Raw genomic sequence first — 24847 nt, 5'->3', positions numbered from 1 at the left:
CCCGGCTCGCGAAAGAGGCACACAGGAGAGGCATGGTGCTCGACGCGGCGCAAAGCGCCGGAGCATAATCGGGAATGGGGATGGGCGGACCCAATTGCGGCGTCCAAAACCCCAGCCGCCCCCGCGACTGTAAGCGGTGAGGGGCTCCGATCAGCCACTGGGCCGCAAGGTCCGGGAAGGCCGGAGAACCCCAGTGAGCCGCGAGCCAGGAGACCGGCCCTGCACGATTTGAGGCCAAGGCCGTCGGGTGTGACGGCAGGAAGGATCTGAACCATGCATATCGAACCAGGGATCGTCACGGGCGCCAAGCTCGTGTTGAGTTACGCAACCGGCATCGCCGCAGGCGGCGTTGCCTTGAAACTCGCGGTCGAGACCGTGCGCGAGCAGGGCATCGGCTCGTTCGCGACGCGCACGCTCGCCACCACCGGCCTCGTCTTCACCTTCTTCCAGGTGCTGCCGCACTTCCCGGTCGGCGTCTCCGAGGTGCACTTCATCCTGGGCTCGACCTTGTTTCTGCTGTTCGGTGCTGCGCCCGCCGCCTTCGGCCTTGCGTTCGGTCTGCTGCTCCAGGGCGTCTTCTTCGTGCCAACCGACCTGCCGCAATACGGCATGAACGTCACCACGCTTCTGGTGCCGCTGTTCGCGATCCAGGCGCTGGCGACGCGGATCATTCCGCGCAACACGGCTTACGTCGATCTGCAATACCGCCAGGCGCTGGCGCTCTCGACCGCCTATCAGTCCGGCATCGTCGCCTGGGTGGCGTTCTGGGCGCTGTATGGCTCCGGCTTCGGCGCGACCAATCTCGCCAACATCGCGACGTTTGCGGCATCCTATGCGCTGGTCATCGTGATCGAGCCGCTCGCCGATCTCGCCGTGCTGGCGCTGGCGAAGTCGCTGCGTGGCGTCACCGCGCCCGGCCTCGTCACGCCGCGCCTGCATAACGCCGCTTAAGAGACAAGCGAAGGGCGGCCGGCGCGGCCGCCCTTCGCGCTCGCGATGCTCACGCTCTCCCTGATAGGCATCGGTTGCGGCGATCCCGGGCAGCTCACGCGCGCCGCGATCCAAGCCATCAACGCCGCCGATCTCGTCCTGATCCCGCGCAAGGGGACGGCGAAATCCGATCTTGCGGATCTGCGGCGGACGATCTGCGCGGACGTGCTCACCAGCGAGAGCACGCGCATCGCCGAGTTCGACTTGCCGGTGCGTGACGCGACTGAGGCGGACTACCGCAAGAGCGTGGACGATTGGCACGATGCCGTGGCCGCGACCTGGTCGCAAACGATCGCAAATCATCTCGCCGGCGAGGGCAAGGTTGCGCTGCTGATCTGGGGCGATCCTTCGCTCTACGACTCCTCGCTGCGCATTGCGCGGCGGCTTGATCCCTTGCCTGATATCGAGGTCGTGCCTGGCATCACCTCGATCCAGGCGCTGTGCGCGGCGCATGCGCTGCCGCTCAACGACATCGGCGAGCCGTTCCTGGTCACGACGGGGCGGCGCTTGCGCGAAGGCGGCTGGCCGCAGGGCACCGATACCGTGGTGGTGATGCTCGACGGCGGCACGGCGTTCCAGTCGCTCGATCCCGCCGGGCTTCAGATCTGGTGGGGCGCCTATCTCGGCATGCCCGATCAGATCGTCATGTCCGGCGCGCTGGCCGAAGTGGGCTCGCGTATTGTCGCAATGCGGCAGGAAGCGCGCGAGCGGCATGGCTGGATCATGGACAGCTACATTCTCAAGCGCACGCGTTAAGCGAGGCAGCATGCTCCCCGAATGGGTCTACCAACAGTGTCCCGAGATCTCCGCGATTCACCGCGAGGCTGCGATCGCCCGGCAGGCGCAACTGACAAAGCCGACCGGCGCGCTCGGCCGGCTCGAGCAACTCGCGATAGAGCTTGCGGGCCTGCAAGCGACGGAATCTCCTGGTGCCGCGCGCGTGCCGATCATCGTCTTCGCCGGTGATCACGGCATCGTCGCGCAGGGCGTGTCGGCCTATCCGCAAGCCGTGACGATTGCGATGATGGCGAATTTTGCCTCCGGCGGCGCCGCGATCTCGGTGCTGGCGCGCGAGCTTGGCTCCAGCCTGGAGGTGGTCGACGCCGGCACGTTGGCGCAGGAGGAGATGGCGGGAATCGTCACCGACAAGCCGCGCCGCGGCACGCGCGACTTCAGCGTGGAAGCTGCGCTCGAACCTGCGGAACTGGCATTCGCGTTTGAGGCCGGTCAGCGCGCGGTTGCGCGCGCAGCAGCCAATCAGCCCGATCTGCTGATCTTCGGCGAGATGGGCATCGGCAATACCACGACCTCGGCAGCGATCGCGGCGAGCCTGCTCGGCGTCAGCGCCGAGGAGATCGCCGGCAGCGGCACCGGCATCGATGCGGCCGGACGGGCGCACAAGGCGCGGGTGATCGATGCCGCGATCGCGCGCCATGGCATTGCGAGGGCTTCGCCTGAAAACATCCTGTGTGCCGTCGGCGGTCTCGAAATCGCGGCGATCTCAGGCGCGATCATCGCGGCTGCGCAACGCCGCATCCCTGTATTGATCGACGGCTTCATCGTGTCAGTGGCGGCGCTGGCGGCGGTGCGGATCAACCCGTCGTGCCGGCCGTTCCTGCTGCCGTCGCATCAATCGGCAGAGCAGGGGCATCGGCTGGTGCTGCGTGCGCTGAACGTGCAGCCGCTGATCAGCCTCGATCTCAGGCTTGGGGAGGGATCGGGCGCCGCGATCGCGCTGCCGCTGGTGCGGTTGGCTTGCGCGCTCCACAACGGCATGGCGACGTTTGCGCAGGCCAATGTACCGGATCGCCCGGCCTGACCCGGCTCAGGCCAACCGCTGATTGACGGAAACGACGCGCCACCCGGTGGCGAGCCGGTCGATCCGGGTGAGCGACAGCGGATCGATCACGAACCGCAAGGCGGCTTGCGGTGTCAGATCCAGCGCGATGCAGAGCGCAGCGCGGACCGTGCCGGAATGCACGACGAGCGCTGCCGAGCCCGCGCCGATCCGCGAGAGTCCCAGCCGGACGCGCGCGACCTGGTCCTCAAAGCTCTCGCCGCCCGGCGGACGGCCGCGCGCCGGATCGCTCCAGAACTGTGCATAAGCCTCGTCGCCAGCCGCGCCGATGTCGTCATGCCGACGGCCGGTCCATGCGCCAAAATCCTGTTCACTGAATTCGGGCATCAGCTCGGGCGCGAGTCCCAGCGCCTGCGCGGTCTCGACCGTGCGCCGCGACGGACTGGCATAGCTCGCTGCGCCTCGCGGCAGGTGCTGCCGCAGCGCCTGCAGTGGCGCGCGATCGCCGAGATTGGCCGGCGCGTCAGCCGCATGGATCGTCCCTTTGATGCCGTCGACCGGTGCATGCCGTATCAGCCAGAGGAAGGTCTCGCCTTCCATGCTCATCTCCGAGGAAGTTGGTTGCTGTGGCAATAACGCCGCAGCTTGCACATTGACTCTGTCTTGATCGTAATCCTAGATGGCTTCGACGGTTTCCCCGAGAGGGGATGAAAAGGGAATGCGGTGCGGGGAATTTGTCCCCAATGCCGCGGCTGCCCCCGCAACTGTAAGCGGTGAATCCTTCGTCAGAAGCCACTGGGTCCTCGGTCCCGGGAAGGCGACGAAGCGGTCACGACCCGCGAGCCAGGAGACCTGCCGTCAGCCGTGGTCACACGCGAAGATGTCGGTCGGGGAGTACAGACATTCGGCTTCATCGGACGGCTGACAAGCCCAGGGTGAGACCTCGTTCGCTGTGACGTGCCACTGACGTCATACCGAGGTTTCGAACCGTGTCTTCCATCCGCATTGTACGACCGCGCCGTTTCCTGCTTGCCTCCGCAGCTCTTACGTCACTAGCCGCCGCCGATGTATCTGCCGCGCTGGCGCAGCAGGCCCGCGAACCCCTGCCGCCGGTCGAGGTGTCGCCGGCGCAATCCCGCAAGCAGGCCAAGCCGGCGGGCCGCGAGGCGCAGAGCGCCCGCCGTGCAGCTGCACGCAGACCGGCAGCCGCATCCGCAGCGCCCAAGCCTGTCGTGCCGGCCGCCGCGGCAGCGACGCCGCTCAACAGCAATGCCGTGGCCGAAAGCGCCTCGCGGCTCGGCCTCACCGTGCGCGAGACGCCGGCGACCGTCGAGGTGATCTCGGCGGCGACGATGCGCGAGCAGGGCTATCGTACCGTATCGGAGGTGGCACAGGGCGCAGTCGGTGTCACCTCCGGCGACAACCCGGCTGAACCTTCGGCCTTCTCCATGCGCGGCTTCACCAACAGCCAGATCAACACGCTCTACAACGGCATCAAGATCGGTCCGCAGAACATGACCTCGCGGATCGCGGATACCGCCAATCTCGAGGCGGTGGAATTCCTGAAAGGTCCGGCTTCGCTGATCTCGGGCGAGGGCGCCGCCGGCGGCGCCATCAATTTCGTCACCAAGCAGCCGCACACCGGACCGATTCGGAACGAGGCTGATTTTTCCTGGGATTCCCTGAACTCGTTCCGCGTTCACTATGGTTCGGGCGGCAGCACCAACGTGCAGGGGCTGGACTACCGCTTTGACATCAGCCGTTCCACGCTCAACGGCTTTGCCGACGATACCAATATCAAGACGTTCGACACGTCCGGCCAGCTCAACTACCGCATCTCCGACAGTCTCAAGATCTGGGGTGCAATCGAATACAGAGAGGATCGCTCGAAGGCATATTGGGGTGCGCCGCTGGTGCCGATCGCCTTCAGCGGCTCGCATGCCACGAGCGGCATCGTCTCCGGCAATTACGTCTCGAACTACAACGGAACCAATCTCGGTGCCGTCACCATCGATGATCGTACCTTCAACACCAATTACAACGTCCTCGACAACCGCAACGTCGCCCAGGAGGTCTGGCTGCGCGGCGGCTTCGAGCTGAAGCTCGCGCCCGATTTGACGCTGAAAAGCCAAGCCTATGGCTATGGTGCAGAACGGACCTGGTTCAACAACGAGATCGAGGCGTTCAATTCCACAACGAACATGGTCGATCGTGAACGCTTCTATGTCGCGCACAGCCAGCGGCTGGTGGGCAACGTCACCGACCTGATCTGGGATGCGAACATCGCTGGCTTCGACAACCGGCTAGTCACGACTCTCTCGTCAAGCTATCTCGATTTCGTCAGGCCGGGCGCGGCGAACTTCCCTGGCGATTCCGTTTCGCTCGTCGATCCCAACCGCGGCTTTTACGGCCCGCTCACGATCCAGCAGCAAACCGCGCGCATCGACAACGAGGCGCTGTCATTCGAGGACCGGCTGAAGCTAACACGTACCTTCGCGCTGGTTGGTGGCCTCCGCGTCGAGCATATCGGGCTCGACCGCAACTCGACCGATAAGAACGGCCTGGAGAAGGCTGGCTTCCCGTTCACGAAAGACTGGGCGCCGGTGACGGGGCGCATCGGCTACACCTGGGAGACCGTGCCTGGCCTGACCTTCTTCAGCCAGTACGCCACCGGCGCAGACATCTCCGCCAACAACATCTTTCTGCTCGGGCCGACCCAGCCGCTCGACCTGACCACCGCGCGCACCTTTGAGACCGGCGTCAAGCACCTGTTCTGGGACAACCGGGCGGAGTGGTCGTTTTCCGCCTACGACATCGTGCGCAAGAACGTCTATGCCGCAGCCGGCGGCATGCAGCTCAACATCGCCGGACGGCAGGAGTCGAAGGGCGTGGAGCTCGCGGGGGCCGTGCGCCCGATCGACCCCCTGCGTCTCTGGGGCAACATCGCCTATGTCGATGCGCGCTACGCCGACTACAACTTTGTCGGCGGCTCGTTCTCTGGCAATGCGCCGCCGAACGTGCCGTGCATCGTGGCCAACGCCGGCGCATCCTGGCGCTTCTTCACGCCCTGGCCGGTGGAGCTCGGCATCACCGGCCGCCATGTCGGCGACCGTTACAACACGGACGCCAACGTCGTGACGATGAAGGCCTATACCGTCGCCGACGTCTATGCCTTCGTCGACATCCCCAAGACGATGTTCAGTGCGGTCGACCAGGCGCGCCTGACCTTCCGCGTCCGCAACATCACCGACAAGCGCTACGCGATCTGGGGCGATCCGTTCTACCCCGACCAGATCCTCCTGGGCGCGCCGCGCACCTATGAGATCTCGGCGGCGTTCAAATGGTGAGGCCTCGAGCGTAAGATGAGCGCGATCGTCCTCTCGCACCGCTGGCTCGGGATCGCGTTCTGCCTGCTGTTCGCGATGTGGTTCGCGAGCGGGATCGTGATGCACTTCGTTCCGTTTCCGTCCCTGACGGAAGCAGAGCGATTTGCCGGACTCGCGCCTTTGGATCGCGGAGAAGTGACGATATCGATCGCGGACGCCGTTGCTGCGAGCGGGATCGCGGATGCCACGCGCGTTCGGCTGATCCAGCGGAGCGACGGCACAGTCTACATCGTCTCGGGTCCCTCGCGTCAGCGCGCGGTCCGCGCGGCCGACGGGGACGACGCGTCAGTGAAATCCGCTGATGTCGCACTGGCTATTGCGCAGGCTCATGCGCGCCAGCGCGAGATCGATGCCTCGCATGCGACGATCGTCGGGCGTTCGGACTACGATCAGTGGAGCGTGCCGAACGGCTTCGATCGCCATCGACCTCTGTTTCGCGTGGCCCTCGGCGATGCTGCGGGGACGGAGGTCTATGTCTCGTCGCCGACCGGCGAGATCGTGCTTGATACGACGCGCAGCGAGCGCGGCTGGAATCTTGTCGGCAGCGTGCTGCACTGGATCTATCCGACCATCCTGCGCAGCAACTGGTCCCTGTGGGACCGCGTGGTCTGGACCTTGGCGCTGCTGGCCCTGATCGCGGCTGTGCTGGGCGCCGTGCTCGGGATCGCGCGGATCAGGATTTCCAAGAGGCAAATCTCCACACCTTACCGTGGCTGGCATGCGCTGCATCACCTCATTGGCCTCGCAGCAACGGTCTTCGTGCTGACCTGGATCTTCAGCGGCTGGCTCTCGATGGATCACGGCCGGCTGTTCTCGCGCGGCCAGTTGACGCCGGCAGAGGCCGGCCCGATGAACGCCGCGCCGGATTGGCGGGAGGCCGCATCGCTCGATCGGCAGCCAATATCTCCCGCGGCGCGCGAGGCGGAATGGTTCGCCTTCAACGGCCATGTCTATCGGCGCGATCGGGTCGCCCTCGGTCGTCAGACCTTGAGCAGGGGAGGGGATGCGCCGCGCGATGGACCGGCCGGATTCCTTGATGTGCACGAGATTCAGGCTCTGACGGGGCGCTTTGCAGTCGGCTGCGGCCTACCGTCCGTCCTTCCTGATAGCGACGACTACCCCGCGCCATCCACAATGCCGGGTGCACCGGTCTACCGCTCGCGCTGTGGCGGCGATCTCTGGTTCGACATCGATGGCGCCGATGGCGGCGTGCTGCAAAGACTGGATCCGTCGCGGCGCGCCTACCGCTGGCTTTACAGTGCGTTGCACACGCTCGACTTCCCGGTCTTGCTGGCCCACCCGCGGCTGCGTGATGTCGTGATCGTCAGCCTCTGTACGCTTGGGCTGGCGTTCTCCATCACCGGCATCGTCATCGGCTGGCGGCGCTTGCGGTCCTCGCTGGCACCCTGAATTGAGGCGCAACTGCGGCTCGATACGGTCCGGCCAGCAGGTCAGCAATGCCCTGCGGCCTATTCGTCATTGACGCCTTTTCGCCGGCCGGCTTTCGGTGTAGCTCTGCGCTCGCTCGAAACGGCGGCAGCAACCCGTCGAAGACCGAAAATCATGCAGGAGACCCCAAGGATGTACCCGAAAGTTCAGATGTTCATCGCCGGCGAGTGGACCGACGGCACGTCCGGCAAGTCGGAGAACATCCTCAATCCCGCCACCGGCCAGCCGATCGGCAAGACCCCGCACGCCTCGCGTGCGGACCTCGACCGCGCGCTGGAGGCGGCCAAGGCCGGCTTCGAGGTCTGGCGCAAGACCTCGCCGTTCGACCGCTATAAGCTGATGCGGAAAGCGGCCGACATCATCCGCTCGCGCGCCGCCGAGATCGCGCCCGTGATGACCATGGAGCAGGGCAAGCCGGTGGTGGAAGCGCAAGGCGAGACCATGCTGGCCGGCGACCTCATCGACTGGTTCTCCGAGGAGGCCCGCCGCGCCTATGGCCGCATCGTGCCGCCGCGGATGGGCAACGTCTCACAGCTCGTGACCAAGGAGCCGGTCGGCCCGGTCGCCGCGTTCACGCCTTGGAATTTCCCGATCAACCAGGCAGTGCGCAAGATCTCGGCCGCGCTCGCCGCCGGCTGCTCGATCATCGTCAAGGGACCGGAAGAGACGCCGGCAAGCTGCATGGAGCTGGTGCGCGCCTATGCCGACGCCGGCATTCCCCCCGGTGTCGTCCAACTGGTGTTCGGCGTGCCGGCGGAAGTGTCGGAATATCTCATTCCGCATCCGATCATCCGCAAGATCAGCTTCACCGGCTCGACCGCAGTCGGCAAGCATCTGGCTGCGCTCGCCGGCCTGCACATGAAGCGCGTCACCATGGAGCTCGGCGGGCATGCGCCGGCGATCGTGTTCGCCGACGCTGATCTCGACAACGCCGCAAAAATCCTGTCGGCCAACAAATTCCGCAACGCGGGCCAGGTCTGCGTCTCGCCGACGCGTTTCCTCGTGCATGAAAGCGTCTACCAGCCCTTCGTCGACAAGTTCGTGGCGGCGGCCAAGAGCCTCAAGGTCGGCAACGGCCTCGACAAGGACACCCGCATAGGGCCGCTGGCGAACCCGCGCCGCGTCGACGCCATGGAGGGCTTGGTCTCCGACGCGGTCCAGCGCGGCGCCAAGGTGCAGGCCGGCGGCAAGCGTATCGGCAATGAAGGCTTCTTCTTCGAGCCGACCGTGCTGACCGACGTGCCGCGCGATGCGCGCATCATGAACGAGGAGCCGTTCGGACCGCTGGCGCCGATCACCTCGTTCCGCAGCTACGACGAGGTGGTGGCGGAAGCGAACCGTCTGCCTTACGGCCTTGCAGCCTATGCCTACACCACCTCGACCAAGACGATGCAGGCGATCGGCTCCGACATCGAGAGCGGCATGGTCTCGATCAACCACCATGGCCTCGCGCTGCCGGAAGTGCCGTTCGGCGGCATCAAGGATTCCGGTTACGGCTCCGAAGGCGGCCTCGAAGCGATCGAGGGTTACCTCAATACGAAGTTCGTCACCCAGGCGAGCGCGTAAGAATGGTGTAAGGGTTAGCCTTGCGACTGTGCGAGGCGCAGTCTGCAAAGGCTAACCCCTGCGATCCTGTGCACGCGCGGACAGCGTGACAGGGCACATCAGCGCGGCCGGTGGCCGTGATCGCCACCACCGCAAGTCCCTTCGCGGATGCATACAGCGTTGCCTGCATCCTTCTGGCGAGCGCTTAAGGAAACGAAAAGCTACGGCAAAACATGCCGTGGCAGCGATGCGCCGCGCTTGATCGCGGCAGCGTCTGCAAGGAGGCGCGAAGTCCCCCCAAATCGCCGCTGGCGAAGGCGCAGTTAGTGGCATACCATTTGCACGCCAACGGGCAGGTTTCACCTGCCCTTGGCCAATGATGGCCGGCATCACGGCAATAGTGGGAGGACTTCATGGATCGCAGGACCGTATTGAAGGGACTGGCTGGCGCGGGCAGCCTGGCGTTGACGGGTGGCCTCTCGGCCCCTGCGCTGTCGCAAGGCGCGGCGGCGCGCACGTTGCGCTTCGTGCCGCAAGCGAATCTCGCCAATTTCGATCCGATCTGGGGCACTCAATATGTCGTGCGCAATGCTGCCGCGATGGTCTGGGACACGCTCTACGGCATCGATTCCTCGCTCCAGCCCCAGCGGCAGATGGTCGAGTCCGAGGAGACCTCCGACGATGGCAAGATCTGGACATTCCGCTTAAGACCCGGCCTCAAGTTCCATGACGGCGAGCCGGTGCTGGCCAAGGACGTCGTTGCGAGCCTGTCGCGCTGGGCCGCGCGCGATCCGATGGGGTTGATGATCATTGCGATCCAGCAGGAATTGACGGCTGTCGACGACCGCACGTTCAAATGGGTTTTGAAGCAGCCCTTCCCGAAAATGCTCTATGCGCTGGCCAAGAATAACGCGCCGTGCTCCTTCATCATGCCCGAGCGTATCGCGAAGACCGATCCTTTCAAGCAGATCACGGAATATGTCGGCTCCGGGCCGATGAAGTTCGCCAAGGGCGAATGGGTGCCGGGCGCGAAGGCCGTGTTCGAGAAGTTCACCGACTACGTCCCGCGGCAGGAGAAGGCATCCTGGCTTGCCGGCGGCAAGCAGATCCTGATTGATCGCGTGGAATGGGTGGTGATGCCGGACCCGGCGACCGCGGCGGCTGCGTTGCAGAACGGCGAGGTCGACTGGTGGGAGAACCCGATCGCCGATCTCGTGCCCGTGCTGAAGAAGAACAAGAACATCAGCGTCGACATCGGCGATCCCCTCGGCAATATCGGCTCGTTCCGCATGAACCATTTGTTCGCGCCGTTCAACGACGTGCGGGCGCGGCGCGCGGTGCTGATGGCGCTCAGCCAGGAAGATTATATGCGCGCGATCGTCGGCGACGACACCGCGCTGTGGAAGCCGCTGCCGGGCTTCTTCACGCCCGATACGCCGCTCTACAGCGAACTGGGCGGTGAGATCCTCAAGGGCAAGCGCGATTTCGACGCGGCCAAGAAGTTGCTGGCCGAGAGCGGCTATTCCGGCCAGCCGGTGACGTGTCTGGTGGCGCAGGACCAGCCGATCACGAAGGCGCAAGGCGACGTCACCGCGGACCTCCTGAAACGGCTTGGCATGAATGTCGACTTCGTCGCGACTGATTGGGGCACGGTTGGCTCTCGCCGGGCGCAGAAGACGCCGCCCGGGCACGGCGGCTGGAACATGTTCCACAGCTGGCATGCCGGTGCCGACTGCATCACGCCCGCCGCCTACACCGCCATTCGCGCCAATGGCGACAAGGCCTGGTTCGGCTGGCCCAATAGCCCGAATACCGAGAAGGAAATCACGGCCTGGTTCGAGGCCAAGAATCTCGAGGAAGAAAAGGCGGCGATCGGGCGGGTCAATAAGGCGGCGCTCGAGGATGTCGTCTATGCGCCGACAGGCTTCTTCTTGACCTATACGGCGTGGCGCAAGAACGTCTCCGGCGTCACCAAGGGGCCGCTGCCGTTCTTCTGGGGCGTGTCGAAGTCCGCATGATCGTGCGCTGAAGCCAGATGCTCTCTTACATCCTCCGTCGCATCGTCGCGACCTTGCCGGTGATGGCGATCGTCGCGCTGTTCGTGTTCAGCCTGCTCTACATCGCGCCGGGTGATCCCGCCGTGGTGATCGCGGGCGACCAGGCGAGCCCGGAGGATGTGGAGCGCATCCGCCAGAGCCTCGGCCTCGACCGTCCCTTCCTGGTCCAGTTCGGAAGCTGGGTCTGGCGCATCCTGCACGGCGATCTCGGCACCTCGATCTTCACCAATCTGCCGGTATCGGCGATGATCGGCCAGCGTCTCGGACCAACGCTGTCGCTGATGATCGTCACGCTCCTGCTCACGATCGTGGTCGCGGTGCCACTCGGGGTGGTGGCGGCCTGGAAGGCCGGCAGCCTGATCGACCGCGTCATCATGGGCTTTGCCGTGTTCGGCTTTTCGCTGCCCGTGTTCGTGGTCGGCTACATGCTCGCCTACGTCTTTGCGCTCGAATTGGAATGGCTTCCAGTGCAGGGCTATACGCCGCTCACGGCAGGCTTCTGGCCATGGCTCGAGAATCTGATCCTGCCGGCGATCGCGCTTGGCTGCGTCTATATCGCGCTGGTCGCGCGCATCACCCGCGCGGCCATGCTCGAAGTGTTACAGCAGGACTATATCCGCACCGCGCGCGCCAAGGGCCTCGGGCAGGGCGGCATCCTGTTCATTCACGCGCTCAAGAACGCGGCAGTTCCGATCGTCACGGTGATTGGGATCGGCATCGCGCTCCTGATCGGCGGCGCGGTGGTCACGGAGAGCGTGTTCGCGATCCCCGGCCTTGGCCGGCTCACGATCGATGCGATCCTGCGCCGCGACTATCCCGTCATCCAGGGCATCGTGCTGCTGTTCAGCTTCGTCTACGTCCTCGTCAATCTGATGATCGACGTCATCTACACGCTCGTTGACCCGAGGATCCGCTATTGACCGATACGACCGTCAATTCGCAATCGCTTCCCGCCGGCCTCGTCGTCGCGCCGCAACTGCCGGAGATCCTGCGGCCGGTCACGATCCGGCGCGGCTTCATCGGGCTCTTGCGCGGCCATCCCACCGTCGCGATTGGTGGCGCGCTGCTGCTGACGCTGGTCCTGATCGCGATTTTCGCAGCCCATCTCGGAACGGTCGACCCGACCGCGCTGGCGCCGGCCAAGCGCACCCGGGCGCCGTCGGCCGATTTCTGGTTCGGCACCGACGTGCTCGGCCGCGACATCTATTCGCGCGTGCTGTTCGGCGCGCGGGTCTCGCTCACGGTCGGGCTATCGGTTGCGATCTTCGCGTCCGCGGTGGGCCTCGCCATCGGCATGGTCTCCGGCTTCATCCGCTGGGCCGACGGCATTTTGATGCGCTTCATGGACGGCTTGATGTCGATCCCGCCGATCTTGCTCGCGATCGCGCTGATGGCGCTGACGCGCGGCAGCGTCGGCAACGTCGTCCTCGCCATAACCATCGCGGAAATCCCGCGCGTCTCGCGCCTCGTGCGCAGCGTGGTGCTGTCGCTGCGCGAGCAGCCTTATGTGGACGCAGCCGTCGCCTGCGGCACGCGCACGCCGATGATCATTTTGCGCCACATCCTGCCCAACACGGTGGCGCCGATGCTGGTGCAGGCGACCTATATCTGCGCCAGCGCCATGATCACGGAGGCGATCCTGTCCTTCATCGGCGCAGGAACGCCGCCGACCATTCCGTCCTGGGGCAACATCATGGCCGAGGGCCGCGCGCTGTGGCAGGTCAAGCCCTACATCGTGTTCTTCCCGGCGGCATTCCTGTCCGTCACCGTGCTCGCCGTGAACCTGCTTGGCGACGGCCTTCGCGATGCGCTCGATCCGCGCATGGCCAAGAGCCTCTGATGTATCGAGGCTGATCGCGATGGCGCTGCTCGAAGTCGAGAATCTCCAGACCCATTTCCGCACTCCCGGCGGCATCAACCGCGCCGTCGACGGCGTGTCCTTCCATGTCAACGAGGGCGAGACGCTCGCCATCGTCGGCGAATCCGGCTGCGGCAAGTCGGTGACCTCGATGTCGCTGATGCGGCTCGTCCCGGAGCCGCCGGGCAGGATCGCCGGCAGCATCCGCTTTGCCGGCAAGGATCTGCTGCAACTGTCCGATCGTGAGATGCGCGCCATCCGCGGCAACGACATCTCGATGATCTTCCAGGAACCGATGACGAGCCTCAACCCGGTGCTCACCGTCGGCCGCCAGATCCGCGAGACCTTGATGATCCATCAGGGCCTCGACAAACAGGCTGCCGAGACGCATGCGATCGAGATGCTGACGCTGGTCGGCATTCCCGAGCCGAAGCGGCGCGTGCGCGAATATCCGCACCAGCTCTCCGGCGGCATGCGCCAGCGCGTCATGATCGCCATCGCGCTCGCCTGCAATCCGAAGCTCCTCATTGCGGACGAGCCGACCACGGCGCTCGACGTGACCATCCAGGCTCAGATCCTCAAGCTGATGCTGGACCTGAAGCGCCGGGTTGGCGCGGCCATCATCCTGATCACCCACGATCTCGGCGTCGTCGCCGAAATCGCCGAGCGTGTGATGGTGATGTATGCCGGTCGCAAGGTCGAGGAGGCGCCGGTCGCTGAGCTGTTTCGCTCGCCGCGCCATCCCTATACGCAAGGCCTGCTCGGCGCGGTGCCGAAGCTTGGCTCCTCGCTCGCCGGGACGGCAACGCGGCTCGCCGAGATCCCGGGGCAGGTGCCTGATCTCCGCAAGCCCATCACCGGCTGCGTCTTTGCCGGGCGCTGTGCGCTTGCGACCGATCTCTGCCGGCAATATGCGCCGGGGCTCGAAGAGAAGGGACCCCGTCACATCGCCGCCTGCCACTATGCGGCCAAGGGAGCTGTCGCGGCATGAGTCCTCCGCTGCTCCAGGTCAACGACCTCAAAAAGCACTTTCCGGTCAAGACCGGCCTGTTCGGCCGCAAGTCCGAATTCGTCTATGCAGTCGACGGCGTGTCGTTCGAGATCGCGCGCGGCGAGACACTGTCGCTGGTCGGCGAGTCCGGCTGCGGCAAGTCGACGGTCGGCCGCGCCATCCTGCGGCTGTTCGACATCACGGCGGGACAGGTCATCCTCGACGGCCAGCGGATCGACGACGCTGCGCCGAGCACGATGCGCCAGATGCGCCGCCGCGTGCAGGTCGTGTTCCAGGATCCGTTCTCGAGCCTCAATCCGCGCATGCGCGTGCGCGACATCCTGGCCGAGCCGATCCGCAATTTCGGTCTCGCCAAATCCGCGGAAGACCTCGAGGTGCGCGTCACCGCGCTGATGGATACCGTGCGCCTGCCGCGCGAGGCGTTGAACCGCCGGCCGCATGAGTTCTCCGGCGGCCAGCGCCAGCGCATCGGCATCGCGCGGGCGCTGGCGGCCGAGCCCGAACTGATCGTCTGCGACGAGGCGGTCTCCGCGCTCGACGTCTCGGTCAAGGCGCAGATCGTCAACCTGCTCCAGGATCTCCAGCGCGAGTTCGGCCTCGCGCTCTTGTTCATCAGCCATGATCTCGCGATCGTCGAGCACATGACGCACCGTGTCGCGGTGATGTATCTCGGCAAGATCGTCGAGGTCGCCCCGCGCCGCGAGATCTTTGCGGCACCGAGACATCCCTACACCAAGGCGCTGCTCTCCGCGGTGCCGCTGCCCGAGCCCGGCGCCCAGCGCAATCCGATCATTCTTAGGGGCGACGTGCCGAGCCCGATCAATCCGCCGCGCGGATGCCGCTTCCACACCCGCTGCCCCTTCGTCTTCGACCGCTGCCGGACCGAGGAGCCGGTGCTTCGCGCGATTGGAGCCGAGCAGTGGGTGGCCTGTCATCTAGAAGAGGGCGTTGCCGCGACGAGCGCCTAAAGCGTGATGAGATCAGGCTTGTTTGCTGCACCGAAGGTGCGCTCCCTCTCCCGCTTGCGGGAGAGGGTTGGGGAGAGGGTGTCTCCGCAATGGGACAGTTCCCTAGAGGAGAAAGCCCTCACCCGGCGCTGCGCGCCGACCTCTCCCGCGAGCGGGAGAGGTGAACAAGCCGCCCCGGAATCGATTCAACCTGAAGCCATTGCGCTTTGCGATCGACGAGCTAAAGCGCGCTCGACGCGACGGAAATTTGTATGCAAAGACAACCCCGTTCTACTGTGCATGGGGTTGTTTTTGCGTTCTTGATTTGGCCGGCCTCAACCTTGCCGGCGCAGGAAGCCCGTGATCGTGACCTTTTCCCAGATGCCGGCGGCAGCAAAGGGATCGGCGCGGTTGAAGGCCTCGACTTCGCCACGGCCGGACGCCTCGATCAGGAACAAGCTGCCGATCATGGTCGCGCCGTCGTCGGAAACGAGCGGCCCCGACATCACGATCTTGACGCCGAAGCGCGAGGTGTCGCTGAGGAAAACCTTGTGGGCGTCGTAATTGGCGAGCCGGGTCGGCAGCGCGCCGGCGCGGTCGACGGCGTGAATGGCGAACAGCATGATGTCTCCGTTTCTTGCTTCAGTTCTTGGGACGGCCGCGAGCGGCGGCCGTCCGGACTTGACGTGATCGGTTAATCTACTTGACGCCGAGCTTGCCCGCTTCCTCGAAGGTCGGGCAGGTCCGCTGCTCCAGCGGCACGTCGAACGGCCCAAAATTGTCCTTGGTGATGACGGTCGGCTTCAGCACGATCTCGTTGATGACCGGCTGGTTGCGCAAGGAGCGGATCGCCATCATGGTGCCGAGGCAGCCTTGCGCAAATCCGTTGTAGTCGCCGCTCGCGAGCAGCTTGCCTGATTTGATCGCGTCGATCGCTTCCTTGGTGCCGTTGATGCCGATCACCTGGGCCTTGCGGTTGGCGCCGTCGAGCGCCTCGATCGCGCCGACCGCCATGGCGTCGTTGGCGGCGAGCACGCCGTCGATCTGCGAGTTCGACTGCATCAGGTTCTCCATCACCTGGAGCGCCTGCAGCCGCTGGTAATTGCCGGGCTGCGAGGCCAGCAGCTTGGCGCCTGGAGCCTCCTTCAGCGCAGCGTTGAAGCCGCGGACGCGGTCGACATTGGTCAGCGAGCCTTTGACGCCCTCGATGATGACGATGTTGCCCTTGCCGCTCAGCGTCTTGAGCAGGTAGCGCGCGGTCTCGAGCCCAAGGCTGTAATCGTCGGCGCCGACGAAGGAGAGGAATTTGCCACCCGCCGAACGGTCGGTGATGTTGACGACGGGGATTTTTGCTTCGTTGATCTTCTCGACGCCGGGCACCATCGCCTTGTAGTCGACCGGCGTGAAGACGATTGCGCTCGGCTTCTTCACCACGACGTCCTCGATCTGGCTGAGCTGCTCGGGTATCGAGTCTGGTTTGGTCGGGATGTACTGCAGCGTCTTCGCGTTCAGCGTCTTCGCCATGTTGTCGGCGCCGACCCGCACCGTCTGGAAGAACGGGTTGGTCTGGTTCTTGGTGAAGACGGCGATGGTCTCGCCGTCGGCGCGCGCCCCCGTAGTGAACGCAGCCGCCATCAGCAGCGGCAGCGTCAGATAGCCAAGTTTCAGTTTCATGTAGCCTCCATCCCTCATTTTGCTTGTTGGATTTCTAAAAGCTCATTGCGCGCGGCGGCGGGTCTTCATGTCGAGCCAGACCGCGAGAATGACGATGATGCCTGTCACCAGCGGCTGCCAGTTGGCGCTGACCGACAAGAGGTTCATGCCGTTCAGCACCAAGGTCAGGATCAGTGCGCCGATGAAGGTGCCGAACACGGTGCCGACGCCGCCGAACAGCGAGGTGCCGCCGATCAGCACCGCCGCAATCGCCGGCAGCGTCAGGCTTTCGCCGATGTCGGCCTCGGCCGAATTCAGCCGCGACAGGAAGATGATCGAGGCGAGCCCCGCCATGGTGCCGGAGACGGCATAGACCAGCAGCAGGCGGCGCGCGACGGGGATGCCCGACAGCCGCGCTGCGACCGGATTGGCGCCGATGGCATAGATCTCCTGGCCCCAGATCGTCCGTTGCGCGAACAGCGTCCCGATTCCGAGGAACACCAGCAGCAGATAGACCGGGATCGGCAGGCCGAACAGATAGCCGCTGCCGATCTGGCGGAAGCCGGCCGGGAAGCCGTGAAGGGTCTCGCCCGCCATGTACCAATAAGTGAGGCCGTTCAGCACCCATAGCATGCCGTAGGTGGCGATGAAGGAGGGGATGCGGAGCGCGGTGACCATGACGCCGTTGAGGAGGCCAACGATGCCGCCGCAGGCAAGGCCGGTGAGGATGCCGAGCGCCGGCGAGCCGGTCTTGTGGATCACGGTGCCGGCGATACAGGCGGACAGCGCGACGTTGGCGCCGACGGAGAGATCGAGGCCGGCGGTCAGCACCACCAGGGTCAGGCCGGAGGCGATAAAGAAGGTTAGGCTCGCTTGCCTCAGCACGTTGAGGATGTTGCCGAGGCTCAGGAAGGAATCGCTGAGCACGGCCAGCACCGCGCAGATCAGCAGTGCCGCGAGCAGGCGATAGAACAGCTGGATCGCGTCCTGCGACAGGAACGAGCGAGGCGGCGCGATGGCGTCTTTGGTGATGTCGGTCATGCGCGGCTCCTGAGGCCGTCGAGGAACAGCGCGACGATGACGAGCACACCGACGCTTGCGACCTGCACCGAGGACGGCAGCGAGATCAGGTTCAGCCCGTTGCGCAAGACGCCGACCGCGATGACGCCGAGCACGGTGCCGAGCAGCCAGCCATTGCCGCGCTCGAACGACGTGCCGCCGACGGCGACGGCCGCGATGGCATCGAATTCGAGACCAAGGCCGGCGGTGGGATGGCCGGAATTCATACGAGCGGTCATCAACAGGCCCGCGATTCCCGCCATCGCGCCGCCGATCGCATAGACTGCGATCAGCAGCTTGTTCGGCGAGAGTCCGGCATAGCGCAGCGCCTCGCGATTGCCGCCCAGCGCGAAGATATAGGTGCCGAAGCGGGTGTGATAGAGCAGGCCGTGAAAGGCCGCATAGGTCACCAGCGCCATCACGATCGGCACGGGAATGCCGAGAAGTGTCGCCGAGTAGATGTCGCGCACGCTGTGGGGAATGCCGACCACGCTCTGGCCGTCGCTGACGATCAGCGACAGGCCCTGCGCCATGCCGAGCGTGCCTAGCGTCGCGACAAAGGGCGGAATGCCCAGGATCGCGACCAGCCAGCCGTTGACGATGCCGAACCCGGCGCCGACCAGCAGGCCGGCGCCGAGGCCCAGCAACATTGATTTCGTCGCGAGCGACACGATCGCGACGCAGAGCGAGGTCAGCGTCAGCACCGCGCCCATCGACAGGTCCAGCCCCTCCGTCATGATGATCAGTGTCATCGGCAGCGCGAGCATGGTCAGGATGGTCGACTGCACCAGCACGTTGGAGAGGTTGGCGACCGACAGGAAGCCGGGCGCGATCGCGCTGAACAGCGCGATCAGCAGCACCAGCACCATGGCAACGCCGGGAATGCGTTGCAGTGGATTGGGTTGAGAGACGACCGCGGCTTCACGCATGATGCATCCCCAGTCGCACGATGTTCTCCTCGGTCAGTTCGTTGCGTGTCAGGTGCCCGGCGATGCGCCCCTCGCGCATCACATAGGCACGGTCGCAGACATGGCAGATCTCGACCTGTTCGGACGAGATCATCAAGGCGGCCGCGCCCTCCGCGACGAGGCGGTCGATCAGGGCAAAGATCTCCGACTTGGCGCCGATGTCGATGCCGCGCGTCGGCTCGTCGAAGATGAACAGCTTCGAGCCGGCCGCCAGCCACTTGCCGATCACGACCTTCTGCTGGTTGCCGCCCGAGAGCAGACCGACGGTCTGGCGTGCGCTCGGGGTCGCGATCCTCAATTGCCGGATCAATCCGTCAGAGGTGCGTTGCGCACTGCGCTGGTCGAACAGGCCGCTTGGAAACAGCTTTCGCAGCGCCGATACCACCAGATTATCGCTGACTGATCGTAGCAGCGCGAGGCCCTCGCTCTTGCGGCTCTCCGGGATCAGCGCGATGCCGCGCCGGGCGGCAAGGTCGGGTTCGCCGGAAATGGTCTTGCCGTCGAAGACGATCTCGCCCGATGTCATGGGATCGGCGCCGAAAATGGCGCGGGCAACCTCGCTGCGGCCGGAGCCGACGAGGCCGCACAGGCCGACGATCTCGCCCCGGCGCACCTCGATGTTGATGTCGGAGATGCCGGTCGAGGAGGTCAGGCCCTTGACCTCCAGCAGCACCTCGCCGGGCTTGTCGGCAAAGTTGCGCGGGTAGGTCATGTCGACATTGCGACCGACCATCATGCGGACGAGTTGGTCCGGCGTGACGTCGGCAGGGCGGACACCGTCGATGCGGCGGCCGTCGCGCAGCACGGTGATGCGGTCGCCGAGCGCGAACACCTCGGCCATGCGGTGCGAGATGTAGACGATCGAGACGCCGTCGGCCTTCAGCCGCGCGATCAACGCGAACAGCAGCTCGGTCTCGCGGTCGGACAGCGCGGCCGTCGGCTCGTCCATCACGAGGATGCGGGCGTTCTGGCTGATCGCCTTGGCGATCTCGACCATCTGCTGCTGTGCCACCCCCAATTTGTCGACGGTGGTGGAGGGATCGATGTCGAAACCGATGGTGCCGAGGACACGACGCGCGTCTGCCAGGATCTTGCGGCGGTCGATGGTGCCGGGAATGCGGCCCTTCGGCTCGCGACCGAGGAAGATGTTCTGGGCGATATCGAGATAGGGGACCAGCGAGAATTCCTGGAAGATGACGGCAATGCCGAGCTTCTGCGCATCCGCCGTCGAGCTGATCTCGACCTTCTCGCCCTTGTAGAAGAATTCGCCGGCATCGGCGCGGTAGGCGCCGCACAGCACCTTCATCAGGCTCGACTTGCCGGCGCCGTTCTCGCCCAGCAGCATATGGACCTCGCCGGGATAGACGGCGAAGGACACGTCATCCAGCGCCTTGACGCCGGGAAATTCCTTGCTGATGCCGCGCAGCTCCAAGAGCGGTGTGGGCGGAGAGGGTTCAACGGTCAATGCTGCGCTGCTCATGCCTGCGCTCCGCTGGCAAAGATCTTTCCGGGATTCATGAGACCGTTCGGGTCGAGTGCGGTCTTGACCTGCCGCATCACGTTGACGGCCTCGCCGAGCTCGTCGGTGAGATAATCGATCTTGCCGAGCCCGATGCCGTGCTCGCCGGTGCAGGTGCCGTCCATGGCGATGGCGCGCGCGACCATGCGGGCCTGGAGCGCCTTGGCGCCCTCGATCTCGTCGGACTTTGCCGGATCGATCAGGATCAGCATGTGGAAATTGCCGTCGCCGACATGGCCGACGATCGGCGCGGTAAAGCCATGCTCGTCCGCGTCGCGCCGCGTCTCGGTCAGGCATTCGGCCAGCCGCGAGATCGGCACGCAGACATCGGTGATCACCGCGCGTGCACCGGGTCGCAAGCCGAGGCCCGCATAGAGCGTGTTGTCGCGGGCGTGCCAGAGCCGGCTGCGGTCTTCCGGTGCCTTGGCCCAGGCGAAGCCATGGCCGCCATGGTCGGCCGCGATCGGCTGCGCGGCCTCGGCCTGCTCGGCGACGGAGGCCTCGGAGCCATGGAATTCGAAGAACAAGGTCGGGGCCTCGCGATAGCCGAGCTTTGCGTAGGCATTGATGCCGCGCATCATGACGTCGTCGAGCAGCTCGATGCGGGCGACAGGGATTGCCGACTGAATCACGGAGATCGCGGTATCGACGGCGTTGTGCAGGCTATCGAAGCTGCACACCGCGGCCGAGATCGCCTGCGGCACGGGGTGCACCTTCAGCGTGATCTCGGTGATCACGCCGAGCGTGCCTTCGGCGCCGACGAACATGCGCGTCAGATCATAGCCGGCCGCCGATTTGCGCGCGCGCCTGGCGGTGCGGATCACGCGCCCGTCCGCGAGCACCACTTCGAGCGCCATGACATTGTCCTTCATGGTGCCGTAGCGCACCGCCATGGTGCCGGAGGCGCGCGTGGAGGTCATGCCGCCGATCGAGGCGTCCGCGCCCGGGTCGATCGGAAAGAACAGGCCGGTCGCTCGCAGCTCCGCATTGAGCTGTTTTCGCGTGATGCCGGGCTGCACCACGACATCCATGTCGCTGTCGTGCACGGCAAGCACCTTGTTCATGCGCGCGAAATCGAAGCAGACGCCGCCGGCGACCGCGGCGGCGTTGCCTTCGAGCGAGGTGCCGGCGCCGAACGGGACGATCGGCATGCCTGCGCTCGCGCAGAGTTTCACAATCTCGGCGACTTCCTGCGTTGTTTCAGGGAAGACGACGATGTCGGGCGGCAGATTACGGTAATGTGACTCGCTCTGCCCATGCTGATCGAGCACGCCGCGCGCGACGCTGGCGCGCGGGCCGATCATGCCGGTGAGGCGATCGGCCAATGCTGCCGTGCTGACCCGCGGTCCCATCCTTGCTCCCTCTCTGCCCCGATGACGGACTCTTGTGGTCCGCTGCGTTGTCGTTCGGCTTAGGCGGCTTGCGCGTTGCTCGCAACCTGCTTCAGGCCGAAATCATAGTTGAGATGAAAATACGCGCCGTCCACCATGCGACCATCCGGCGCATGGCCGGCGGGATGTCGGACGAATTCGCGGATCAGGCTGTCCTTGACGCCGAACACCACGTCGCTGTCGAGATACTGGTCGCCGGCGACGAACACATGCGTCACGAGCTGCTCGAAGCCGGGCGACGAGATCATGAAGTGCACATGGGCGGGACGCCAGGGATGGCGCCCCTGGGCCTCCAGCATCTCGCCCACCGGGCCGTCATGCGGGATCGGATAGGCGGCCGGCTTGATCGACCAGAAATGGAAGCGGCCGTTCTGGTCGGTGTGGAAGCGGGCACGCATCGCGAGATCGCCGATGGCGTCGAGCTGCTGCACGTCATAATAGCCGTCGTCGTCGGAATGCCAGACGTCGACCACGGCGCCTGCAAGCGGCTTTCCGTCCACGGTCGAGACCGAGCCGGTGACCAGCATCGGATCGCCTTCCATCGGACCCGAGATATCGGCGCCGCTTTCCTTCTCCGGCGCGGCCTGGACGAAGAACGGACCGAGCACCGTGGTTTCGGTCGCGCCCTCCGGCACCGGATGGTTGATGGCGTCGACCAGCATGGAGACCCCGAGCGTGTCCGACAGCAGGATGAACTCCTGGCGCTTGTCGTCGCACATGTGCCCGGTGCGGGTCAGGAAGTCGATGCCGTATTCCCATTCCTTCTGGGTCGGCCGCACCTCGCGGACGAAGGCATGAAGGTGACGGACCAGCGCCTCGCTGATTTGCTTGATGCGCGGATCGGTCGCGCCCGCGATCCGCTCCAGCACCGCGTCCGTGATCGTGTTCTCGTTGAAGTTACGCATGTGTGCCTCCGTTGATCACAGCTTCGGCTCGCCGAGGCCGGACAGCCGTTCGAGATGCTTGACGGTCGCAATGAAGTCGGTCTCGCCGTCGCCCTGCGCGACCAGCGAGCCATAGGTCTCGCGCACTTGCGCCGCGAGCTGCAGCGGCACGCCGACGGCGTGGCCGGCGCCGAGGATGAGATCGAGATCCTTGGCCATCTGCTTGCAGGAGAAAGTGGACTCGAAATCGCGGTTGCGCAGCGGCGCGGTCTTGTACTTCACCATCGGCGAGGCGATCGCGCTGTCGTCGAGCACCTTCAAGATGTCTTGCCAAGCGATGCCGCCCTTGCGCGCCAGCGCCAGGCTCTCCGCCATCATCGCCGCCGACACCGCGATCATCAAATTGACCGAGAGTTTTGCGTAGCGTGCTTCCTCGGCCGGCCCGAGATAGGTCTGCGCACGGGTGAAGGCCGCGAACAGCGGCTTTGCCTTGTCAAAGGCATCCTTCGGCCCCGAGACGAAGCAGGTCAGCGCGCCCGTGTGCACGATGCTGGCATTGCCGGAGACTGGCGAACGAAGATAGGCAATGCCGCGCGCCTGCGCGGCGGCTGCAACCTCGGTAGAAGCCTCGACACTCACGGTGCTGGTCTCGATGAGAACAGCGCCGGACGCCATCGCGGCGATGAGGCCGGCAGGACCGAGCAGCGCGCCGCGCAAGGCGGCATCGTCGGGCAGGGACGTGACGACGGCTGTCTTGCCGCTCACGGCCTCGGCCGGCGAAGCGGCAATCGCGATACGTTGCGCGCGTGCCTCGTTGATCCGCGCCGCGCTTTGATCGAACGCGGTGACGGCGTAACCGGCCTTGGCGACGAGCACCGACATCGGCAGGCCCATCTTGCCGATCCCGATGAAAGCGACATTCCTTGAAGCATCACTCATTGTTCTTGTCCATTGGCGCCTTCAGGCGGCGCGTCCCTGTCGTTCGATGTCCTGCACCAGCCGCCGGCCGGATTGCGCCAGCAGCTCTTTCTTGCTCTCGAGCGCTTCGACCAGCAGCCGGCCGTTTCGCTTCTTCCAGGCGCCGCCGACCATGACAGCTTCGATATTGGCGAGGCTCGTCTGCATCACCACCGTCGCGACGGGATCGTGCACCGGGAAGAGGTTGAGATCGGAGGCGTTGATGATGACGAGGTCGGCGAGCTTGCCCGGCGTCAACGAACCGATCTGGTTCTCGCGGCCGAGCATGCGGGCGCCTTCCGTCGTGATCCAGCGCAGCGCCTCGCGCACCGGAATCGTGGTCGTTGCCGGGATGGTGCCGCTAGTCTTGCGCGCCTCCGCATTGTCGAGCGCCCGCTGCATCGACAGTGCGACGCGGGCGGCGGAGAAGAGATCGCCGGCCAGCACGGATTCGAGATCAATGCCGATCGTCGGCCGCACGCCGCGCTTCAAGAGGCGTCCGGTGATCGGAAAGCCGTGGCCCTGGATCATCTCGTTCTCCGGCGTCACCGAGAAGGACACGCCGAGATCGACCATCCGGTCCAGCAGCTCGTCGGGCAGATCGTTGCCATGGACGATGTTGATGCCGGCGCCGACGAGCCCGGCCTCAATCAGCTTCTCCCAGCCACCAGGCGTCTTGGCGGGACCGCCGCCCTGATGCATGGAGGCGATCAATTTGAGCTCGCGCGCCAGGCGGAAATCATGCATGGCGACGTCGAGCGTCGAGTAATGCGGGCCGAGAATGGCGAGCCCGAGCGTGACGAGCCCGTCGCGGTCCGCGAGAGGGCCCGTCAGCAGCCGCTCCACCTCGCGGCGTGGATGCGGAATCTCCGAGAAATGCGGCTCGCCGGTCTTCGGCTCGGGTTTCGGCGAGCCATGAAAGAAGGCGGCGCGGATGCCGCTCTCGATCAGGCCGCGAACCGCAGCGTCGGTGTGATCTGGCGTCGGATTGTTGTGGCACCAGTCGACGAGTGTCGTCGTGCCGCAGTTGATCTGGTTCAGCGCGCCGACCAGCGTCGCGATGTGGATGTCGTCGGGTCGGAACACAGTTGCGAGGCCCGCATGCATGCGGCGGAAATATTCCAGCAGCGTCCAGTTCGCGGCATAGCCGCGCAACCCCGTCTGCCAGGTATGCATATGCGCGTTGATCAGGCCGGGGATGACGATGCGTCCCGTGCCGTCAATGATCTCTGCCTCGCTGCTGCCGAGGTCGATCGAGGGGCGCACGTTGGCGATTCGGCTGCCCTCGACCAGCACGTCGCCGGTCGAGAGGTCGCCGATCGCGTCATCCATGCTGATGACGGTGGCCGATTTGATCAGCGTGCGCCGCATCGC

The 24847-nt window shown here is 65.3% G+C and carries 21 protein-coding genes and 2 riboswitches; of the genes, 11 read left to right on the top strand and 10 right to left on the bottom strand.

Annotation, left to right across the window (positions count from 1 at the left end):
• Positions 1-16 precede the first annotated feature (16 nt).
• A riboswitch (cobalamin riboswitch) is annotated at positions 17-236 on the top strand.
• Positions 237-273: 37 nt separating this feature from the next.
• Genes BLV07_RS17355 through cobT form a run of 3 tightly spaced genes read left to right on the top strand, consistent with a single transcriptional unit; the run spans position 274 to position 2809 of the window.
• The gene (locus BLV07_RS17355; protein ID WP_091887717.1) at positions 274-951 is read left to right on the top strand and encodes an energy-coupling factor ABC transporter permease; all 678 of its coding nucleotides are present in this window, start codon (positions 274-276) and stop codon (positions 949-951) included.
• A gap of 45 nt (positions 952-996) precedes the next feature.
• Complete coding sequence (gene cobF, locus BLV07_RS17350) at positions 997-1746, top strand: precorrin-6A synthase (deacetylating) (RefSeq protein WP_091887715.1); 750 nt, start codon at positions 997-999, stop codon at positions 1744-1746.
• A 10-nt stretch (positions 1747-1756) separates the two neighbouring features.
• Positions 1757-2809, top strand: a complete 1053-nt coding sequence (gene cobT / locus BLV07_RS17345) for a nicotinate-nucleotide--dimethylbenzimidazole phosphoribosyltransferase (RefSeq protein ID WP_091887713.1) — start codon at positions 1757-1759, stop codon at positions 2807-2809.
• A 6-nt stretch (positions 2810-2815) separates the two neighbouring features.
• Here the strand turns inward: cobT and BLV07_RS17340 are convergent, their stop codons facing one another.
• Positions 2816-3388: a histidine phosphatase family protein gene (locus BLV07_RS17340; protein WP_176945590.1), complete on the bottom strand. Its 573-nt coding sequence runs from the start codon at positions 3386-3388 to the stop codon at positions 2816-2818.
• A 72-nt stretch (positions 3389-3460) separates the two neighbouring features.
• Positions 3461-3662: riboswitch (cobalamin riboswitch) on the top strand.
• 115 nt (positions 3663-3777) lie between these two features.
• Between BLV07_RS17340 and BLV07_RS47585 the strand changes: the two genes are divergently transcribed.
• The 8 genes from BLV07_RS47585 to BLV07_RS17295 all read left to right on the top strand — a co-directional run bounded on the left by BLV07_RS47585 (position 3778) and on the right by BLV07_RS17295 (position 15063).
• The gene (locus BLV07_RS47585; protein ID WP_176945589.1) at positions 3778-6135 is read left to right on the top strand and encodes a TonB-dependent receptor; all 2358 of its coding nucleotides are present in this window, start codon (positions 3778-3780) and stop codon (positions 6133-6135) included.
• Positions 6136-6150: 15 nt separating this feature from the next.
• Complete coding sequence (locus BLV07_RS17325; protein WP_091887707.1) at positions 6151-7584, top strand: PepSY domain-containing protein; 1434 nt, start codon at positions 6151-6153, stop codon at positions 7582-7584.
• 171 nt (positions 7585-7755) lie between these two features.
• A complete protein-coding gene (locus BLV07_RS17320; RefSeq protein WP_091887705.1) occupies positions 7756-9189 on the top strand; it encodes an NAD-dependent succinate-semialdehyde dehydrogenase in 1434 nt (477 codons plus the stop codon).
• A gap of 392 nt (positions 9190-9581) precedes the next feature.
• A complete protein-coding gene (locus BLV07_RS17315; protein WP_091887703.1) occupies positions 9582-11186 on the top strand; it encodes an ABC transporter substrate-binding protein in 1605 nt (534 codons plus the stop codon).
• 17 nt (positions 11187-11203) lie between these two features.
• On the top strand, positions 11204-12145 hold the full coding sequence (locus BLV07_RS17310) for an ABC transporter permease (RefSeq protein WP_091887701.1): 942 nt from the start codon (positions 11204-11206) through the stop codon (positions 12143-12145).
• Positions 12142-13065, top strand: a complete 924-nt coding sequence (locus BLV07_RS17305) for an ABC transporter permease (RefSeq protein ID WP_091887699.1) — start codon at positions 12142-12144, stop codon at positions 13063-13065. The genes BLV07_RS17310 and BLV07_RS17305 overlap by 4 nt, the downstream gene beginning before the upstream one ends.
• 19 nt (positions 13066-13084) lie before the next feature.
• A complete protein-coding gene (locus BLV07_RS17300) occupies positions 13085-14074 on the top strand; it encodes an ABC transporter ATP-binding protein (protein WP_176945588.1) in 990 nt (329 codons plus the stop codon).
• Positions 14071-15063 (top strand): ABC transporter ATP-binding protein, encoded by a 993-nt coding sequence (locus BLV07_RS17295; protein WP_091887697.1) that lies wholly within the window; start codon positions 14071-14073, stop codon positions 15061-15063. The genes BLV07_RS17300 and BLV07_RS17295 overlap by 4 nt, the downstream gene beginning before the upstream one ends.
• Before the next feature lie 314 nt (positions 15064-15377).
• Here BLV07_RS17295 and BLV07_RS17285 read toward each other — a convergent pair whose 3' ends face one another.
• From BLV07_RS17285 to BLV07_RS17245, 9 genes are all read right to left on the bottom strand, one after another.
• Complete coding sequence (locus BLV07_RS17285; RefSeq protein WP_091887694.1) at positions 15378-15665, bottom strand: YciI family protein; 288 nt, start codon at positions 15663-15665, stop codon at positions 15378-15380.
• Positions 15666-15741: 76 nt separating this feature from the next.
• Positions 15742-16716 (bottom strand): sugar ABC transporter substrate-binding protein, encoded by a 975-nt coding sequence (locus tag BLV07_RS17280; RefSeq protein WP_176945587.1) that lies wholly within the window; start codon positions 16714-16716, stop codon positions 15742-15744.
• A 42-nt stretch (positions 16717-16758) separates the two neighbouring features.
• A complete protein-coding gene (locus BLV07_RS17275; protein ID WP_091887690.1) occupies positions 16759-17736 on the bottom strand; it encodes an ABC transporter permease in 978 nt (325 codons plus the stop codon).
• Positions 17733-18683 (bottom strand): ABC transporter permease, encoded by a 951-nt coding sequence (locus tag BLV07_RS17270; protein ID WP_091887688.1) that lies wholly within the window; start codon positions 18681-18683, stop codon positions 17733-17735. The genes BLV07_RS17275 and BLV07_RS17270 overlap by 4 nt, the downstream gene beginning before the upstream one ends.
• Positions 18676-20202 carry a sugar ABC transporter ATP-binding protein gene (locus tag BLV07_RS17265; RefSeq protein WP_091887686.1) on the bottom strand — a complete coding sequence of 509 codons (1527 nt, stop codon included), beginning with the start codon at positions 20200-20202 and terminating at the stop codon, positions 18676-18678. Before BLV07_RS17265 ends, BLV07_RS17270 begins: the two co-directional genes overlap by 8 nt.
• Positions 20199-21593, bottom strand: a complete 1395-nt coding sequence (locus tag BLV07_RS17260) for an FAD-linked oxidase C-terminal domain-containing protein (RefSeq protein ID WP_091887684.1) — start codon at positions 21591-21593, stop codon at positions 20199-20201. Before BLV07_RS17260 ends, BLV07_RS17265 begins: the two co-directional genes overlap by 4 nt.
• Before the next feature lie 59 nt (positions 21594-21652).
• Positions 21653-22537 (bottom strand): intradiol ring-cleavage dioxygenase, encoded by an 885-nt coding sequence (locus tag BLV07_RS17255; RefSeq protein ID WP_091887682.1) that lies wholly within the window; start codon positions 22535-22537, stop codon positions 21653-21655.
• A gap of 15 nt (positions 22538-22552) precedes the next feature.
• Positions 22553-23455 carry an NAD(P)-dependent oxidoreductase gene (locus BLV07_RS17250; protein WP_091887680.1) on the bottom strand — a complete coding sequence of 301 codons (903 nt, stop codon included), beginning with the start codon at positions 23453-23455 and terminating at the stop codon, positions 22553-22555.
• Positions 23456-23476: 21 nt separating this feature from the next.
• Complete coding sequence (locus tag BLV07_RS17245) at positions 23477-24844, bottom strand: amidohydrolase family protein (RefSeq protein WP_091887678.1); 1368 nt, start codon at positions 24842-24844, stop codon at positions 23477-23479.
• Positions 24845-24847 lie beyond the last annotated feature (3 nt).

The organism is Bradyrhizobium sp. Rc2d, from assembly GCF_900099855.1.
Taxonomy (GTDB): Bacteria; Pseudomonadota; Alphaproteobacteria; order Rhizobiales; family Xanthobacteraceae; genus Bradyrhizobium.
Note: the sequence above shows the minus strand (reverse complement) of the source record. Positions and strands in the feature narration are given on the sequence as shown.